The organism is Solibacillus daqui (assembly GCF_028747805.1).
GTDB classification, from domain to species: Bacteria; Bacillota; Bacilli; order Bacillales_A; family Planococcaceae; genus Solibacillus; species Solibacillus daqui.
In genome coordinates, this window is record NZ_CP114887.1 from 181662 (window position 1) to 200157 (window position 18496).

The 18496-nt window shown below is 38.2% G+C and carries 12 protein-coding genes; 7 read left to right on the forward strand and 5 right to left on the reverse strand.

Going from position 1 to position 18496, the window contains the following annotated elements; translation table 11 throughout:
* Positions 1 to 27: 27 nt before the first annotated feature.
* Positions 28 to 546: a hypothetical protein gene (locus O7776_RS00930; protein ID WP_274308808.1), complete on the forward strand. Its 519-nt coding sequence runs from the start codon at positions 28 to 30 to the stop codon at positions 544 to 546.
* A gap of 256 nt (positions 547 to 802) precedes the next feature.
* Positions 803 to 2251, forward strand: a complete 1449-nt coding sequence (locus O7776_RS00935) for a Fe-S-cluster redox enzyme (RefSeq protein ID WP_274308809.1) — start codon at positions 803 to 805, stop codon at positions 2249 to 2251.
* 369 nt (positions 2252 to 2620) lie between these two features.
* Here the strand turns inward: O7776_RS00935 and O7776_RS00940 are convergent, their stop codons facing one another.
* On the reverse strand, positions 2621 to 3805 hold the full coding sequence (locus tag O7776_RS00940; RefSeq protein ID WP_274308810.1) for a CaiB/BaiF CoA transferase family protein: 1185 nt from the start codon (positions 3803 to 3805) through the stop codon (positions 2621 to 2623).
* Between the two features lie 284 nt (positions 3806 to 4089).
* Entirely contained in the window at positions 4090 to 5268 is a 1179-nt protein-coding gene (locus O7776_RS00945; RefSeq protein ID WP_274308811.1) for a CAP-associated domain-containing protein, read from the reverse strand.
* A 600-nt stretch (positions 5269 to 5868) separates the two neighbouring features.
* On the opposite strand from O7776_RS00945, the gene O7776_RS00950 reads away from it, so the two are divergent.
* Positions 5869 to 10233: an S-layer homology domain-containing protein gene (locus tag O7776_RS00950; protein WP_274308812.1), complete on the forward strand. Its 4365-nt coding sequence runs from the start codon at positions 5869 to 5871 to the stop codon at positions 10231 to 10233.
* 679 nt (positions 10234 to 10912) lie between these two features.
* On the forward strand, positions 10913 to 11110 hold the full coding sequence (locus O7776_RS00955; protein WP_274308813.1) for a WYL domain-containing protein: 198 nt from the start codon (positions 10913 to 10915) through the stop codon (positions 11108 to 11110).
* Between the two features lie 67 nt (positions 11111 to 11177).
* On the opposite strand, the gene O7776_RS00960 is transcribed toward O7776_RS00955, so the two are convergent.
* Positions 11178 to 12347, reverse strand: a complete 1170-nt coding sequence (locus O7776_RS00960; RefSeq protein WP_274308814.1) for an endonuclease Q family protein — start codon at positions 12345 to 12347, stop codon at positions 11178 to 11180.
* 172 nt (positions 12348 to 12519) lie between these two features.
* On the opposite strand from O7776_RS00960, the gene O7776_RS00965 reads away from it, so the two are divergent.
* Positions 12520 to 13245 (forward strand): 3-ketoacyl-ACP reductase, encoded by a 726-nt coding sequence (locus O7776_RS00965; RefSeq protein WP_274308815.1) that lies wholly within the window; start codon positions 12520 to 12522, stop codon positions 13243 to 13245.
* Between the two features lie 161 nt (positions 13246 to 13406).
* On the opposite strand, the gene O7776_RS00970 is transcribed toward O7776_RS00965, so the two are convergent.
* The gene (locus tag O7776_RS00970; RefSeq protein ID WP_274308816.1) at positions 13407 to 14657 is read right to left on the reverse strand and encodes a glutathionylspermidine synthase family protein; all 1251 of its coding nucleotides are present in this window, start codon (positions 14655 to 14657) and stop codon (positions 13407 to 13409) included.
* A gap of 12 nt (positions 14658 to 14669) precedes the next feature.
* Entirely contained in the window at positions 14670 to 15269 is a 600-nt protein-coding gene (locus O7776_RS00975) for a hypothetical protein (RefSeq protein WP_274308817.1), read from the reverse strand.
* Positions 15270 to 15684: 415 nt separating this feature from the next.
* Between O7776_RS00975 and O7776_RS00980 the strand changes: the two genes are divergently transcribed.
* Positions 15685 to 16377, forward strand: coding sequence for a response regulator transcription factor (locus O7776_RS00980; RefSeq protein ID WP_274308818.1), 693 nt, complete (start codon positions 15685 to 15687; stop codon positions 16375 to 16377).
* Positions 16364 to 18415, forward strand: coding sequence for a HAMP domain-containing sensor histidine kinase (locus tag O7776_RS00985; RefSeq protein ID WP_274308819.1), 2052 nt, complete (start codon positions 16364 to 16366; stop codon positions 18413 to 18415). Before O7776_RS00980 ends, O7776_RS00985 begins: the two co-directional genes overlap by 14 nt.
* Positions 18416 to 18496: the final 81 nt, after the last annotated feature.

The window sequence follows — 18496 nt, forward strand, 5'->3', positions numbered from 1 at the left end:
CTAATAGAAATATAGAGAGGTGATACAATGCAGCCAGTAATCAGAAAAATTGAAGCACTTGTCCTCTCGATTAGCGTGCAATCGGGTGTCGGTATTATCGAAACGATAAGTGAAAAAGATGAAACGAAAAAATCGATATTAAAAATTACAGGGCAAACACCGCTTTTGACAAAAGACGGTCATCGAATTGGTGTATCAGCGATTCCGGTGAAGGGTCGCATTATTGCATTTGTTGACTCTAAAACGCCACTGCCAATGGTGTCACCGCCACAAACAACACCGCTGTTAGTCATTTTTGATCAGTATGACAAAAAGGGCGAAGTGGTCATTGGGGCGTTTGATGAAATGCTATTTAGCAAGCAATTGAAACTGAAATTACACATAAAGGATTCAACGGAAATGGTTGATTTGCAAGGGAAGCGTGTTGAAAAAGAGGGGCTAATAGGTAAAATCCTCATCGTTTTTTATAGTACGACAACACGTAGTATCCCAGCGCAAACGAATCCAACAAAAATTATTGTGACGGATGTTTTATCAACGGAATAATGCCAAGAAACTGCGTTAAATGTGAAGACGTTTAATGTAGTTTTTTAACTTGTTTCAGCAGGGGTTCAAACCCCGACTGAAAGAAATTAGTGCCCACGGCGGATGTCACAGATTCTAAAAGAAAATTTCCTAGCGGGCTCAAAAAATGGACGCAATTACGCCGAGGTGTAATTGATTTTTTTATTTCGTAGTTAATTAATGTTTGTTATATTTTTCTATAGAGTGAAAGAGGGATGTGTTAAAGGAGGAATGGCTGTTGTTGCTTCCATTTGATGAGCAGCTTTTGAAGGAGACGCAGGGACAGATTGGGGTAGAGCTAGAGAAAAGGTTGCGAGAGACATGTGATGAAACGTCGATTTGGGGTGTGACATTCGATAGTGAAAGCTTTTTATTTGAACAGGAGCGTGCGGAAAAATTCTGCTTTTTGCTACTGAAAAATTATTGGGGGAAAGTGAATTTATTTTTTTACGATTCTTTTCATGAGGCAAATTTTAACGTAGAAGTGGTCAATGAAAAAATTCAGCAATTTTTTAATGAACAAGAAAATAAGAAAGCACTATTTGCATTTATACATAAACAAGGGGAGATTCGTTTTTCGCAGCTAATTGAATTTCTTTTTGCAAAATCGATTCAAACACCCGTATCCGAAACAGGCTTAGAACGACTAATTGTTTATAAAGTGGGCGAGCGCTATTTTGTGCAGCCGCTTTACTCTGATCAGAGCGTATTTTGGGAATATATCACCGCCAAAAAAATCTATTCGCTCTATTTACAGCAATCTTTATCAGTAATAGAGCGACCATTGCAAATGATGCGTACTTTTAAATTGATGCTACAACCACAGTTTAGTAAAAATCGAGTAGCGACAATGATTCATAAGCTTGTACAGCATATCGATTATGAAAATCCTAAAAGTTATGCATTAAAGCAGCTGCATTTATTTAATATTTGCTCACATTTTTCAAGTGGGCGTCGTCATTTTAAGAAATTGCGAAAATGTGTAGCCAATGTACAATCTGAGTGGAATCAGGGGGGCTTTGCGCTCAACGATAAGGAGCAAACGTTGCTAAGTTATATGCTGTTTCAGGAGGCGATTGTACGAAATGACAATGCGACGATTATGAAACATGGGCTGCATTTAATTGAAGAGGAGCGTTTATCCAATCACGCAATCGAGCTCATAGTTGATTATGAAGATGTTTTGCAAAGTATGAGTCCACAGCCACACGCACTTGTGAAAAACTACAATGAAAATTATCTGGAGCATTTATTTTTCGTGTTGATCGACACACTTGTAAAAGAGGAGCAATGGCAGCAAGCGTTTGAGCTTGTAAATTGCTATGAGCTTGCAACATGTTCGGCCATTTTTGAGTTGTTACAGGCACAAAATCCACAGTCGATGCTGCATGTAATTGAAGCAACTGTTCAGCAAGATATTGCGGTGTTAGTCGATGGTACCGCCCAAAATATCCGTGATTCGCTTGTGACATGGCATGCGCAATATGAAGAAAAAAATAGCGAATATTATGAAATGGCCAAAATGACATCACGCCATGTGTGTAATTTATTGAAAATATTATTTTATGCTGAACAAGATCTTCTAGTAGAAAAGCTATTAGCTGTTTATAAAAAATATTTACTTTTCCCAGCACATTTTGAAAATTTACGTCAGTTTATTGAACAGCGTACGGCATTAACGGTGTAATTCGCAAAAAATTACAACTTTTCGTGTGATTTTTCTCACAGCTAAAAAGCGATTCCTTCTATTACACTTAACGTAGAAGGAGTGAGCAAAATGATTAAAGGGTTTTTATTAAGCTGTGCAGGCGTAGTATGTTCTGTATTATTAGGCATGGGAATTTATTTTAGCTTCGTATCTGTAGGATGAGTGATGAAATAAGGTGTATCAACGGGGAAATAACAAAACGTTGATACACCTTTTTCTATTGTCTGATTGGGGTGACACGTTGAGATAGTGGGATTTATCCCGAGTAAGACGCCCACTTCAAATTAGCATGTGACAGGAGAGAGCTAAGTGGGGGATGCGGAAAACCCCACCGAGCTAAGTTTCTTTTTATTTTAGAACACCTGATTTCGTCAATTCCTCAATTTGTTGTTTTGAATAGCCATACGCAGTTAAAATTTCGTCGGTATGTGCGCCCATTTTTGCGCCGACATATTGATAATTTGGCTCGACGCCTTCGATTTTTAAGGCGGTTCCGATTTGGCGCTGTGTTGTGCCGTCTAATTTTGGCACGTCGACAAGCATATTGCGTGCTTTGATTTGTGGGTGCTCACATGCTTCATCGAATGTTAGTACGGGTTCAACACAGCCATGGAAATCCGCGTTGAAAATTTCTAGCCATTGCGCAAATGTTTTGGAGCAAAAGGCATCCTTTACCGCTTCTTTAAAACGTTGTTGTGTGTAAGTCGAATCGTTGAAAGTGTTGCCGATTAGCTCTGGAATATCGAGCGCTTCACATAAGAGCTTGCGAAATTGTGGCTCCAAACTGCCAACCGAGAAATAGCGTCCATCTTTTGTACGATAGTAATCATAAAAAGTGCCGCCATTTAAGATTTCCTCTTCGGGCTGTGGTGCGCGACCGCTTCCGAAATACTGCGCTCCGTATAGTGCGTTCATCGCAAACATTGCATCCGTCATCGAAACGTCGATAAATTTACCCTTGCCCGTTTTTTCACGGTGAAGCGCGGCTGCCAAAATGCCGACTGCTGCATGCATTGTCCCCCCAGCGATGTCTGCAATTTGAATGCCCATTACGGCTGGTTTTTTATCCTTTAAGCGCGAATGATTAAGCACCCCACCAATAGACAAATAGTTGTTGTCATGACCAGGGCGAGTTGCATAGGGACCTGTTTGTCCGTAGCCCGTAATCGAGCAGTAAATAAGGCGTGGATTAAGTTCACTTAGCGTCTCATAATCAATCCCAAGGCGCTTCATCACTCCTGGACGGAAGCCTTCAATGACAATGTCGTAATCCTGCACAAGCTTTTTAATAATGTCGACTCCGGCATCTGTTTTTAAGTTAATTTGTAGTGATTTTTTTGAGCGATTCAAATGTTGGTGAATATACGACTCGCGGTCATCATCATACGGAGGCATTATGCGCATTAAATCCACGCGGCGCTCCGATTCGATATGAATCACCTCAGCCCCCAAATCTGCAAACATCATCGTCGCAAGTGGCCCCGGTAAAAGCGAGCTAAAATCTAAAATTTTTAACCCATTTAAAATTGTCATGACTCCATCCCCCTTATGCGATCAAAACAACAAACTGTAATAATACAGTGATATTATATTTTAATCAGTATTATAACAGTGGTGGCGATAAATTCCTATAAATAACCTTTTCTTATTAATAGATATGTAGTAAATAAAATATGAATATAAGAAAATAAGCCACAAAAAAATGTATTACCTTAATATAAGTATATTTTAAATTATCTGAAAATTATAGTACGAAAATGAGCAAATTTTGACGGAAATATAGAAAACTCGAGAGAATCATTCTCTCGAGCTCCATTTTATAGCGAATAAAAATTGATTGTGAAGTAGGGCTGGTTCTTGCTGTTGAAGTCTACACCGACAAAAACATGGGTGAATTCTTTTCGTAAAATATTTTCACGGTGACCAAGTGAGTTCATAAGTGCTTCGTGAGCATGAATCGCGCTGTATTGACAGTAGGCTAGGTTTTCACCCCACCAATCGAATGTTATGCCGCCTTGTTTCATACGATCTCCGCCACGCAGACCATTTAAATCGGAATGGCTGAAGTAGTTGTTGTCGGCCATGCTTGTACTATGCTTACGAGCAACTGAATTATACGTTGGTATATATGTTAATGGTTTTAACCCTTCAGCAACACGTGCTTGGTTTATTAATTCGATCATTAAGTTTTCAAAGCCGTCACGTAATTCTTGTGATTGTGTAGCAAAGAAGCCTAATTTCGACATTTCTGTAGCAGCACTTATCCAACTAACGGAACGAATTACGTTGTTTTTATGGGCATCGTAGAAAAATGTTACATATTGATTGTCGATGAAATAGGTACCGCTTGTTTCTTGCCCATATTTGGCTTTGTAATTTTGTGTGTATTTCGTGTTGTTTTTCGAAATGCTTGTTAGTGGATCGCCGTATTTTGCTTTAACCGAATCGCGTGTGTCGCCAACTTTAATCTCGAAAACTGTTTGATTGGCACGTGTTTCATAGCCGCCAACAGTAGCACCGTTTTTTGTACCAATTAAATGGAATTGTTTATAGTCAGACGAAGGCATGTTCCATTGTAAATCATATTCAGAGGCAAATGTTTTTACTGCTGAATCAGAAGCCGCTTTTTTTACGGTTGTGAATGGAATGATGATTTCTTGGTTCATCGCATTTCCATTTGTTGATTTTAGATTATTCGTTACAACAATTTTGTAGCTAGCACTATAGTTAAGCTCTGTCGCGGGTTGGACTGTTAATTCTCTTCCGAAAATCGTTGTAATGATGGCGATTCGCTTGTTGTTTGCATCTTCTAAGTAAACATTGTTGGCGATTGAATTAGCATCGATGTTTTTTTTAAACGTAAATGTCCATTTCTTATTGATTGCTATATTTGAATAGGATTTCCATTGAGTAGATTCTGTTGTATTTGTTCCTAGTAATCTTGTGCTAAAAATGATAGGAATGATGATAGACATCATGAAACTTGTTTTTTTCATACTCGACTTTTTCCCCCGTGTTCTATTGTTCACGAAGGTATTCTATAACGAAATTAAGGGTGATTTCATGCCATATGATTGAGTCTATCAGATGCATCAACCCTTGTTGATACTCTGTTTAAGTGATATGTTCTATAGAATATCCAAAAAATGAAAATGGATTTTCGTGGAAAAAATTTATATGGAAATAATATTTCGTAATGAGGGACAATTTTTTTACATAATCGATATAAATACTGCGGAAAATTTATTGGTTATTTATGTGAAATTAGATATACACAATTTCGACATTTTAAACTAGTTAATTTTACTTATTTTTTGTACGATTTATAATATATTTCCTAAAACATTATGACTTATTGGGAATATAAGGGAGTTAAGGTTAGGTGATTCCTTTTATATCGAAATTGGTTTAGGGGAAGTTTATTGGATTTAGGACGATTTGTGTTTTTCTAACCCAACTGTTAAGGGCTTGTACGAAAAGTAAAACAAATCGTTCTTTTTTATACAGTTTTGTATGTGGAGTGCCGATATAAAGAAAGGAGTATTACAAGTAGATTCAGCATAATTTTACAATTCAAAAGGGAGGTATTCTCTAGCATGGAATCGAAAAAAGCACAAAAGCTTTCTAAGGCAACCGTGGCAACCGTTTTGGCAGTAAGTGGTGTGATCGTAGCAATCCCACAGGGGGCGAGTGCTAGCAATTTTAGTGATGTCAGCCAATATTCGGATTACTATGAGCCGATTGTCGATTTAGTCAGTCGTAATATTATTAGCGGCTATCCAGATGGTACATTCAAACCAAATAAATCCATCACACGTGAAGAAGCAGCAAAAATGCTTGCACGAACGATTGATGTCAATATAACAAACCCATCCAACCCAGGCTTTAAGGATGTAAAAACAAGCGATGCCAATTATCGCTATATCGCAGCGTTAGCAGCAGAGGGAATTATTAATGGTTATCCGGACGGGAAATTCCATCCGAAAGAACCGATTACACGCGCGCAAATGTCAAAAATTTTGTCGTTAGGCTTCAAATTAGGAATTTCGACAAAGTTAAATCACGGGTTTAAGGATGTGGCGAGCACAAACCCAAATGCGTACTATATTCAAACGCTGTACGATTTAAACATTACAAAAGGGGTCTCAGCCATTAAATTTGACCCATTTAATACCGTAACACGCGCGCAAATGGCAACGTTTATTTGGCGTGCAGAAAAGGCCGACCGTGGGACACCTGTCTATGAGGTTGGCGATATTATCGGGGATCAAATATACATAAACGGTGTTGCGCATACAATAGCAAATCATTTACGCAGTATTTTAAATGCCTCGAACAAAAATATTTTAAAGGGCGCTTATATTGAAGGTGACTTTACAGGAAATAAAATCAATAACATTACGAAGCTAACGATTAATGCCAGTGGTACATCATCACGCTTACTTGCGATGGATGGCGACTATACATCCTTTGCCGGAGAGCTTGTTGTTAATGGTAGCTATTTACGCTTCAAAAACATTAACTTTACTGGGCGTGTGGAGCTTGCAGAGCCTCCGCGCCGTTCGTTAGCTGGCTTAAGCGAAGTTCGTGTAGCAGGAATTCCTAGTGTTGCAGACTTTATCGATTGGAAGCCGCCAACGAATAATAATGGTGATGATTCTTTAAACACAGATGAGGATGAGTCGTTAGTTGATAAGCCTGACCCGTCGAATCCACAAACGAAATACAAGGATCGTATGCCAAATCTAAAGAAATATGTAGATTTTGAAAGCTCGGAGTTACGTCATGTCTATGTAACAGCCAATCATGCTTTTTTAAAGTCTGATGATGATATTGACCGCTTATATGTACAGGGGGATGTGTCGAATTTTGAGCTTTATGCAGATGCAAATGCGATGTATATCGACACAGACTTCAACGTAACGATTTACGGTTCGCATGATATTAAGTATGCTTATAAAAATTCGCTAAAAAATGTGTATCTCAGATCGGATGCAACGTACGATTATTACTACGTTACAGCAAGCAATGGCTATACGAATCTTGGTGAATTTGCCTATATTACAAACGCCATTATTCCTGTAAATAAGACGGTTAATGATGTGTTCGACGATTTCGAAACAGATGAACCAAATATTGGGCATATTGAAGACGAAAACGGTAAAGAGGTTTCGCGTGACCCTGTAGGCGATAATGATGTTTCGGACAAAACACAGCCAATTATTACGCAGTTGGATGTTAAGGCTGGTGGTACAGTGGCAGATGTAACGTTAACTGCCAATGAAAATGGTACATACTACTATGTGGTAAGACCTTCAAGCGAAAAAGCACCATCGATTAATGAAATTAAAACAGGTGGCTTTAAATTCAATGGTAGTGGTCCAATTGTGATGGATGAGCAGGTGAAATTCCAAGTAACAGGCTTAGAAACGAAAACTGAATACACTATTTACGCCATCGTTATTGATGATGCCGACAATGTATCGGAGAAGAAGTCTGTCGATTTCACAACGATTGACAATAGCCCACCACGCTTTACATTACAGCCGGGTGCAAAACAGCCAGGCGGTAAGCGTTTTGAGGTGAAGTTCACAAAAATTAGCGAGCCCGGAACGATTTACTACTATGTACGAGAAAAGGGCTCATCTTCCGTAGACCCAACGATTGACGACATCATTAAAAAGCATACTGGCACAAAATTAGTCACAAAGCCAGAAGATTTGACAGAAATGATTCGAGAATTCGGTCTAGATCCAAATAAAGGCGCCATTCAGCCAAATACAACCTATGAAGTCTTTGCCGTAATGGTCGACAAAACGGATAATCGATCGAATTTGGTGGAGAAAATTGAGGTTAAGACGGAAGCACCAGACCCGGATCATCCGTATGTAGCGAAACCGGATTTAGTGTTAGATGACCGCGATAAAGGCTATTTCTATGTGGATGTTAATGAAGCTTTAGACAAGGAAACAGCAGAAAATCCAGCTAACTATTTACTATCGGGTACGGGGATTGTCAATATTACGGGACATAAGGAAATTCAGCCGGTTGAAGTAAAGCTAGAGTCAGGAGGTAAGCGAGTACGTGTTACAATTCCTGCCGTTACGTCGTTAGTACAAGGCGATACAATTCGTTTAACAATTTTAAAAGGCGTACAAGATTTAGCTGAAAATGAATTCGAAAATGCAGATACAATTCCAGTAGGTCAGGAGCCACGTAATTATGCGGAATATCATCATACGGATGCGCTTTCACCAGTGATAAATATTAAAAATATTATCACAGGTCCTGATAAATATGAGGTAGAAGTAAATACGAACAAAGCAGGTACGTATTACTATATGATTTTACCGGATAACTATGATTTCACTACAGAGGATATTACAAATCGTGATTTTGTGGATGAATTTTCAACAGATCCGAATGTTATTACAGGTAAATTCCAAACAACAACTCAAGCAGGAACTAAGGATGACTATATTGCAAGTGGTCAAAACCCAGCAACATTAGGTACATTCAAGTTTGATATTACAAAACCGGGTACCCCACCGCGCGATCCATTCCTTAGCTATAGGCTGCACATAGTGTTAAAGGATCGTTCTGGTAAATTATCAACAATTGCTAATAAATCACTAATAGATGATGCAAAACCACCGTTAGTAACGAATTATGCAATTAAAAATGTATCAGGAAACGACAAACAGATTGAATTCACGGCAAATGTCGATGAAAAGGCAAACTTCTATGTGTTACCTGTGAAAAAATACAATAAAAAAGTAGTAGATGGTGTAACAACTTATGAGTTAAATACCGCTTACTTTGATGCTTCTGGAAACTTAAAAGATCTTACCGATGCATTGAATACACCAGTTACTTCACCAGATTTGTTTACTACATTTAAAAGTGTAGGGGCAAAAGTTATTGGTGGATCTGAAGGTAAGGGGACAGTTATATTAAAACCACAGGAAAAACTACTAAATCTAGAGGCACATGAGGAATACGGCTTCTATATTGGTGCGGTTGATACAATCGGTAACTTTACGATTTTACAGCGAAGTTCTGCTCCTGAAACAGCAGAGGACGAGCCAAAAGGTCCGCAAATGAAAACAACGCTTTATATGGATGGGACGAAACCGTATATTAAATCCCCAAGTGCAAATCCATACGGTGCTCAAACTCCATATGCTATTATTCATAGAACACCAGATTCTAAGTTTGAAATTACATTTAATGAAACAATTTTACGTCAAAATGCAACGAATATAAGTGAATATAATAAATCTAAAATAAAGCTTACCAACAGTTTGGATCTATCTTCAATATTAAAAATTACAAATGAAGCCGGTACAGAAGTCACGGAGCAATATGTGTTTGATGGATACACAGTAGGTACTGAAACAACAAGTGAATCAACGTTAGTAATTAAATCAAATGTACCGACAGACGCAGACAAGTCAATTACAGTCGAGTTGAAAGATGATATAAAAAATGCATATGATTACGTTAATAAAAATACGTTTGATATTTCTAAGTTTGGTAGATATATCTATCCAACAAATGATGTAAATATTATGTCAGATGCAATATTAGGTACACCTTTAGCAGATCCAAACAACTCAAAAGAAATTATTATTACACCACAGTTAAGTGCTTCTGATGTAAAAGAAGTATACTATATTGTAGTAAATGATGGTTCAACATATGTACCGACTCAAAAAGATATCTTAAATATTGTGAGATATGGGACGCAACCAAGTGGAGCACAAGTGAACCTATATGGTAAAAAGTTAATTGAAAAACCAGCAGATACAAGTGCACAAATGACATTAGTTGCAAATGGTACAAATAATGTATTCAGACGAGGTCAAAAAGTTTATATGATTACTTTAGATAGATACGGTAATATCAACTGGGTAGTGAATGAAACTAATCGAAATCAAAAATACAGTGTAGTAAAATAAGCTTTATTTTTATAAAGGAATTTCAATTATTGCACCGGGTGCACAAACAATTATTAAGGTTTCGTTTTTGTTAAAAATACAATGCGCGTGGTATAACAGATTGAACAAAGTCGTAAGTGAGAGCCATCTTGCTTGCGGCTTTTTGTGTTTTGCTGCCAAATTTAGATGCTATATCGCGTGCACGAACAATTATGAAATGTGAGTTTTCGCTTTTATGCCCTATATCAATATAAAATATTAGAATAATTTAAAGCTTAACCTCAAGAAGTTATGGTGATGAACTATTTTTCTCCTTTTCTTGTTGCTCCATATACAAACCATCCACATTCCCTCCCAACATCCACCTCAACACCTTCTGACAATTCACCTGTGTCCCTTCTATAAATCCATTCCTTTACCGCTCAAAAAGATTAGAGTATTAAAGATTTAAAAAGATATATATTGTCGTATCAAAATTGATACGACGGTACATTAATTAAAAATTTGGAAAAATTTGTAAAGCGTGTCCCCGTTTTGTCTTTTGCATGTCATATACATGGTGAAGACATTTTTAAGGAGTAGCCAAAATGAGCTTATTGACGAATGAAAAAACCACTCATTATTTTGCGAAAATTCGCTTCGGTTATTGGATTGGAGGAGACGGTTTTGCTGCAGCAGCTTCACTATCGCTTACAGCAGCATGAATTTACCGATTTTTGAGTATTTATGGCAATTGGCGCAAGCGGTTCATTATAAAAAAATAGTACATTTTCAGTATTGTCGGGAGTTTGATGAAGTGTCGAGTGAACGCATTGTAAAGCTAGGTGGTGTTATTTTTTCTGAGTATTACTTCTATTTAGTCGCCTATCAAACAAAAAAGGTAATATCTCGTGATTAGGGCGCATGTTTCGAAAAGCGAACGTATTCTCTGGAATTTCGAGCATATCCATGTACATGCCACCAACCTATTCTACATTAATCATCCCATAAACGCCGCCACCCCCAACGGTAATTCCTAATGTTCCTTTTCTGGCTGCGTCGATTGTATTGGCCAATTTTTCAGGAATAATCTGTTGGAGCTCCTCTAAAGACGTTTTGTGAAGGATATTCATTTCTGTACCGAACGTATTTAATAATTTTTCGATTGTTTTGGGACCGATGCCCGGAATAAAATCGAGTGGCACCTGGTGAATATAAGGTGGTCTGTCAATTTCCTGCACTGCCGGATCGGATAGTTCACCTATTCGTTTTGCAACGCCTTTAAGAAAATGCTGCTTGCCACAAAATGGGCAACGAATGGGGCTTTCTTCAATGCTTTTCTCACCACAATTGGCACAGACCGTATCATGATATTTGCCGAGCAAAGGATTTAATCCATAATTGGCTAAAATCCCACGTCCCTCTTGCTGCTTTAGCGCCATTTTTAATTCTACAAAGTTCGCATCAGCTACGTTCATTTTTTGATATTCACGGGCAAGTTTTCCGAGAGAATGTGCATCTGAATTGGTGACAAAATTATATGGAAGTAATTCAGCTATGCCTTTTACCATATGTGTATCTGAGCTTAAACCGAGCTCAATCGCGTCAATTAAATCGGGATCAAACACTTCACTTAAGCTACTTTTTACGCCTTTGCCAAAAAGGCTTTTAAATGGTGTAAATACATGGGCCGGTATAAATAATCCACCAAGCTCCTGAACTTTTTGCTGCAATGTCCGCCCATCACAATAGATTCGCTGTGAACTTAAATGAATATTTTTCACGTGAGCGCTCATCCAGTTTGAAAAGATCTTCATCGTTTCGATTGTTGGCATATAGCAAAGCACATGAATCGGTCCGTGACAATTTGCATCGTAAATTTCAATTTCTGAGCCTAAAATGAGCGTCGTTTTTTTAAAGCGTACGCCTCCTTCGTCTAGTTCCGTTGCAGTTCCTGCAAGAATTAATTGCTCGAGTTCCTCGATGACTTCAGGAGAGTGACAATCGATAATACCGACTAAGTCGAGTCCTTTTTTTGAAGTAGCTGTTTCTAGAATATTATTCAGCGTTAAATTGCGACTCCCAGTAATTTTCACTGCCCGGCCCTTTTCTGTTCGACCAATATGTATATGTAAATCCGCGTAAATTTCTTTCAATAGTCGACACATCCTTTTCTATAAAGCTTATCCAAAATTAGAAAAATTATTGTTCCTTGTCTTAAGGATAGCTCGTTAACTATAGACCAAAAATAGCTAAGTCAAATCTCTGCGTAGTAACGTGGGCTGTGGTAAAATTTCAAAGAGATAGTAGATAAAGGAGTCGATTTATATGGGTCAATCATTACAAGGGAAAGTAGCGGTTGTAACAGGTGCTGCACGTGGTATTGGGAAAGCGGTAGCGGTAGCATTAGCAAAAGAGGGTGTCAATGTCGGTGTGATTGCGCGCTCTGAAGATGCTTTGCAGCAAGTAGTGAAAGAAATGGAAAGTCACGGTGTAAAAGCTGCTTATGCGACAGCGGATGTTTCAAATTTAGAGCAAGTACAAGCGGCAGCTGCAAAGTTAAAACAAGAATTAGGGTTAACGGATATTTTAATTAACAATGCCGGTGTTGGGAAATTTGAAAAGCTTGTCGATATGGATCCGGCAGACTTTAAAGAAATTGTCGATATCAATGTGATGGGAACGTTTTATGTATCACATACGATTGTGCCGCAGTTAATCGAAAAAAACGCAGGCGATGTGATTAATATTTCATCAACAAATGGCCTAAATGGCGCGGCAACATCAAGTGCCTATAGCGCATCAAAATTTGGTGTAATTGGTTTAACCGAATCACTTGCAGCAGAAGTGCGTCGCAATAATATTCGTGTAACAGCACTCGCACCAAGCACGATTGCGACAGACTTAGCAGATGCACTGAACTTAGTGCCAGCCGACAAAAAAGAGCAATACATGCACCCAGAAGATATTGCCGAATACATCGTGGCACAATTAAAATTAAACCAACGTATGTATATTAAAAACGCAACATTCATGAATACAAATCCATTTTAATATTTGCAATTACAACCTCACAAAGCATAAGCTGTGTGGGGTTGTTTTTTTGCTATATGAAAAAAGATTTTAGTCAACTATAGTTTGAAATGTAACGAGGCATTAGGCGAACAACGTTAAATAACGAAGACACCGCTACGCAATTGTAACGGTGTCTCTAGTTATACATATTTACTTCCAACCGCTAGCCAATGGGAATCCCATTCGGTAATGGCATTGCCTACACGGCACGCTAAACCACAAGCATTTCCATCTACCATAAACGAGCCAATGAGCCATTTTTTCATATGTTCGCCATCCAGTAAACGAATGGTGAGATTGGGCATTTCGACAAACTCCTGATACAAGTACAAATTATCCGTATAATGACGGTTTGGAGAAGCCATTTGCATGTCACCAAGTGCATCAAAAATTTCAACAGTGTTACCTTCACGTGAAAATACGGGCTTTTTAACGAAAGCACGACCAGCATCTAAAAATGGGGCATCACTTAAAAAGGTCGGTAACATGTAGCGCTTAATCGCCCCACGCTCGTGTTTAGTAAATAGCGTTTCATCGTTGCGGCGCTCCCAAATAAGCCAAAGTAAAATTTTTGATTGTAACAAGTAGGCTGCAGGCGCATTGATAATGGCCAGCTCTTTATCACGCACAAGGTCAAGTAGCTGTAAGCCAATACGGTCACCGTCTTCTGCAACATCATCCAGTAAAAACTCAATTGGATGGGCGGGGCGGTATAAAATATCAATGCGCTCCATATTTGCTGTATAGAGTCCACGCTGCGACCCATTATTGATAATAATAAGCTCTTTTATCGGTACATATTCCACATCAAATGGCAGCACACGTTGCATAAACTTCACCTGACAATGTTCTTCGATATCATTTACCGCTTCTTTGCCAGTAATCACTACTTTAGGCGTTGTAGTTTTATTCAGATACTGCATCGTCTGAAACAATGCCTGTGACATCCCTTTGATGAATTGTTTCGTATCATTCGGATTTTTGACGCAAAACTCCGCGCATAATTTTTCATTCATCTCAAACGTTTCCTGCACTAAAAAGGGTGTATCTCCATTAAGTTCAATACATTTAATTCGTCCATCATCCGTACAAATAAAATCAAAACGTGCGAGCACCGCCATTTGGGCTAAGTAATCAAGATGAAGATAATCCAACATTTCCTCACGTAACCCAAGTGCTAGCAGCTGCTCTTTCGTTAGCGTAGGCAGCAAGCGAGCCACTTTACAAAAAATGCCCCACAGCATATGTGAGGCGAAGCGAATTTCTTCGATTTTTTTCTCAGGTAGTACCATCACATCGTAAAGGGCGTATTCAAGATCAACAAAGTCAGCAAAAAAATGGTCTTTATAAGGTGCGTAAAACTCATCGCGTTTGCTGTAATCTGGTTTCATACGAAATCCTCCTTATGATGATGAAGAACCGCCACGAGATGCGCCACCAGAGCTAAAGCCTGATTTGCCACTACTATAATTTGTTGAGCCGTTTGATGGCTTATTGACGTTTTGGTTACTGTCGGTTGTATTTGTATTTGTAGATGGAGCTGTTGGTGAAGTTGTTGCGCCATTTGACGTACTAGAAGAGCCACGCGAGCCCGTTCCATTATAGCCGCCACCAGAAGAACCACCAGAGCTACCGCTTGTTTGTTCTTGCTTTCGTGCCTTTGATTGATAGTATGAGCTTGCGAGCATGGCACCCATTGTTGCGTACATTACGCCACCGAAAAAGTGTTGCCCGTGGTAGCTCGAATATTGGTCTTCACATGTGTACGAACCATCTTCTTGCTCGGCCCACTCTTCACATGCTTCGTAAAACTCGGAGTCTTCAATCGCTGTTAAATTTGCGTCTGTGTCATTTTCAACAGCCGTATCATCGTAGCTCATGTCTGTATGTACGATTTCTTCAGATGTTTCTTCGTTATAAGCCTGTTCTGAACTACAAGCCGTCAATTGAAGCGTCATTGCTGAGGCAGTCGATACTGCCGCAATTTTTTTCCAAGTTGTCATATAATCCTCTCCCGTGCGGTTTTGTTAAATAATTATACGGGATAGAGGTTAAGAAAGTTTCAATAAAATGTAAATCCGTTTTTGCTTCTAAAAGAAGAAATAATTATTACAGACACCCTTAGTAAGATTGGTTCGTTTAGGCAAATCGTTGCAGCGGGTGCGCAAATAATAATATTACAGAGCACCGTACCATAAATAGGTGCGGTTTTTTCCTTTTCCACACAGTGATAAGCTAATGGGATAAGGTTCCCACGGATTAATAACGCAGCGGCATAATAGATTTACACTTACCCAAGAAAAACACTAAGAAAATATTAAGAATTGATGTGTGTGTTTGTTAAGATTTAATTAGTATCATAACCTTATACGAATCCAATAGGGGTGATCAGATACGCCTAAAGAAATGGAGAAGTGAATGGAATTGAATATTTTAATTTGTGATGATGATAAAGAAATTGTAAGGGCGATTAGCATTTATTTAGAAAATGAAGGATATCAAGTGTTCAAAGCTTATAATGGGCTGGAGGCAATCGATCTGATTCGAGACCACGTGATTCACCTCATTATTATGGATATTATGATGCCGAAAATGGATGGGATTACGGCAACGATGAAAATTCGACAAGAGAATATGATTCCGTTAATTATGCTTTCTGCAAAGTCGGAGGATCATGATAAAATTCTCGGACTAAATATTGGCGCAGATGATTATATGGGTAAGCCGTTTAATCCGTTAGAACTGATGGCAAGAGTGAAATCGCAGCTCAGAAGGTATACGACATTTGGCAGTCTTGAAGTGAGTAATCATGTATTTCAATCAGGCGGGCTTACGATTGATGACGAACAGAAAGTCATTACGGTGGATAAAGAAGAGGTTCATTTAACACCGGTACAGTATAAAATTGTAAAGCTCCTCACAGCAAATGCGGGAAAAGTTTTCACAATTGAAGAGATTTATGAAAAGGTTTGGAATGAAAGGGCTGTGAATCCAGAAAATACGGTGGCAGTCCATATCCGAAAGATTCGAGAAAAAATTGAAATTAACCCGAAAGAGCCGAAGTATTTAAAAGTTGTATGGGGAGTGGGATATAAAATTGAGAAATATTAGTCATGCACTATTTACGAAAGTGGTTGTGTTTTTACTTGCCGTCGTTTGTTTAACCGGTGCAGTGAAGGCAGTTATCGACATGGAAGTAAATGAGGTTCATCTTAGTAGTATAAATCAAGATAGTTATCTTGAAAGCCGAGCATTCGCTGATGAAAGTTATGAAATTATTGCCCCTTTAGCGCAATTAATCGGAAAATATAAAAGTGAAGAACATATTTTAAGCGGGAAGACACTAACTGAAGAAGAGATAAGAGTAATCGAAGAAAATTTATATAATGATTTCCGTTATTCATACAGATATAATGACAATTTGAGTGAAGCGGAAAATACTCGTATATATCAAGAAAAATATGCAGATGACATAAATCGTAAAAAAGACGAAAGCATGAGAGAGCAGTTAAGAGAATTTTACCAGTTACTCAGCACATTAGAATCAAATAAAGGGATTATCTATTATGCGAGTAACGGTGAACAAGTATTTTCTAATAGTGGACTCAATAAGAAAGAGCAATTTGAGGATTATAATACCTATATGCTATTTGAGGATTATCAACAAAAGATTGTCCCAAATGAAGCGAAAGAAAGTGGTTACGTAGGTTACTTTACTCATGAAGTTGAAAGGCTGAATCCACAAACGGATGTCATTTATGTGGCGTTTAAAGAATCTTCCTTACAACAAAAAATACAGGAATGGGAAAAAGATAAAGGAATTGCTAAAAATTTACTTAATGAATTCATTGTATTTTTAGCAGGATTTATTTTAACTTTCATTTATTTAATTATAGTTATTGGAAGAACGTCATTTAAAGATAAAGAAATTCATTTGAATGTCATTGACAAACTTTATAATGATCTCAATATCGTGATCGCCGTTTCTTTAACAACGTGGTGGATCATCATGCTTGTGGAAGTGTTCCGTGATATGTACATGCTTCTTTCAGTACCTATTTTTAGTATCGCATTATTGATGGTTTTATCGCTCGTAAAGCATATTAAAAATCGAACATTACTTTCGCATACACTTATTTATCAACTGCTTAAAAAGGTCTTTCTTGCGGTGAAAAATGTCTTTGATAGTGGAAGTATCGGTGTGAAAACTGTGCTACTAGTTATTGGTTATCCAGTAGTAGTTGCGGCAACATTTTTCATATTCCCGCTTACGATTGGTCTTGCAGCTTGGTATGCGCTTAAAAAAGTGAAGTCGTTTAACCGCATTAAAGAGGGCGTAGAGAAAATTAAAAATGGAGATCTTCACCATCGAATTGAAGTAGATGGCAAAGGGGAGATTAGCCAACTTGCAACAAATATTAATCGTATTACGGATGGGCTAAAAAAGTCGGTAGATAGTGAAATTAAGAGCGAGCGTTTAAAAACAGAGCTCATTACGAATGTTTCGCATGATATTCGAACGCCATTAACGTCCATTATTACGTATGTCGATTTATTAAAAATCGAAACGGATCCTGAAAAAATGGCGGAATATATAGACGTGTTAGATCAAAAGTCAAAAAGGCTCCAGCATTTAACGGATGATTTATTTGAAGCGGCGAAAGCGTCAAGTGGAAGTATGCCTGTTCAAATAGAACGGATTGACATCGTATCTTTGCTAACGCAGGGAATCGGGGAAATGGATGAAAAAATTGAAGCGTCGGCATTAGATTTTAAATTAGCCTATCCAATAGAAAAGGTGTATGTGAACGCGGATGGGAAATTGCTATGGCGTGCCGTTGAAAACTTATTCTCGAATATTTTTAAATACGCACAGCCTGCCTCAAGGGTATATATCGATGTGGAGGATTTAGGGAACGAAATAGGTGTGACATTTAAAAACATTTCAGCATATGAGTTAAATATTTCAGCCGATGAGCTAATGGAGCGCTTTAAGCGAGGGGATGAATCGAGAACGAGCCAAGGAAGCGGATTAGGGTTGTCGATTGCGGAAAGCCTAATCCATATCCAGCACGGAAAATTTTTAGTTCAAGTAGATGGCGATTTATTTAAGGTAATGATTTATTTACCGAAAATTTCAAACGAATAGTATAACGAAGGGGGTGTCCGAGAAGTGATTCTGGGACACCTCCTTTGTTAATGAATAGAGAAAGTAAGTTTAATTATAAAT

Excerpts from the sequence above, each read along its gene's own strand:
- O7776_RS00940 (WP_274308810.1), bottom strand. The coding sequence starts at position 3,805 with ATGACAATTTTAAATGGGTTAAAAATTTTAGATTTTAGCTCGCTTTTA.
- O7776_RS00930 (WP_274308808.1), top strand. The coding sequence starts at position 28 with ATGCAGCCAGTAATCAGAAAAATTGAAGCACTTGTCCTCTCGATTAGC.
- O7776_RS00955 (WP_274308813.1), top strand. The coding sequence starts at position 10,913 with ATGAATTTACCGATTTTTGAGTATTTATGGCAATTGGCGCAAGCGGTT.
- O7776_RS00950 (WP_274308812.1), top strand. The coding sequence starts at position 5,869 with ATGGAATCGAAAAAAGCACAAAAGCTTTCTAAGGCAACCGTGGCAACC.
- O7776_RS00965 (WP_274308815.1), top strand. The coding sequence starts at position 12,520 with ATGGGTCAATCATTACAAGGGAAAGTAGCGGTTGTAACAGGTGCTGCA.
- O7776_RS00970 (WP_274308816.1), bottom strand. The coding sequence starts at position 14,657 with ATGAAACCAGATTACAGCAAACGCGATGAGTTTTACGCACCTTATAAA.
- O7776_RS00975 (WP_274308817.1), bottom strand. The coding sequence starts at position 15,269 with ATGACAACTTGGAAAAAAATTGCGGCAGTATCGACTGCCTCAGCAATG.
- O7776_RS00980 (WP_274308818.1), top strand. The coding sequence starts at position 15,685 with ATGGAATTGAATATTTTAATTTGTGATGATGATAAAGAAATTGTAAGG.
- O7776_RS00945 (WP_274308811.1), bottom strand. The coding sequence starts at position 5,268 with ATGAAAAAAACAAGTTTCATGATGTCTATCATCATTCCTATCATTTTT.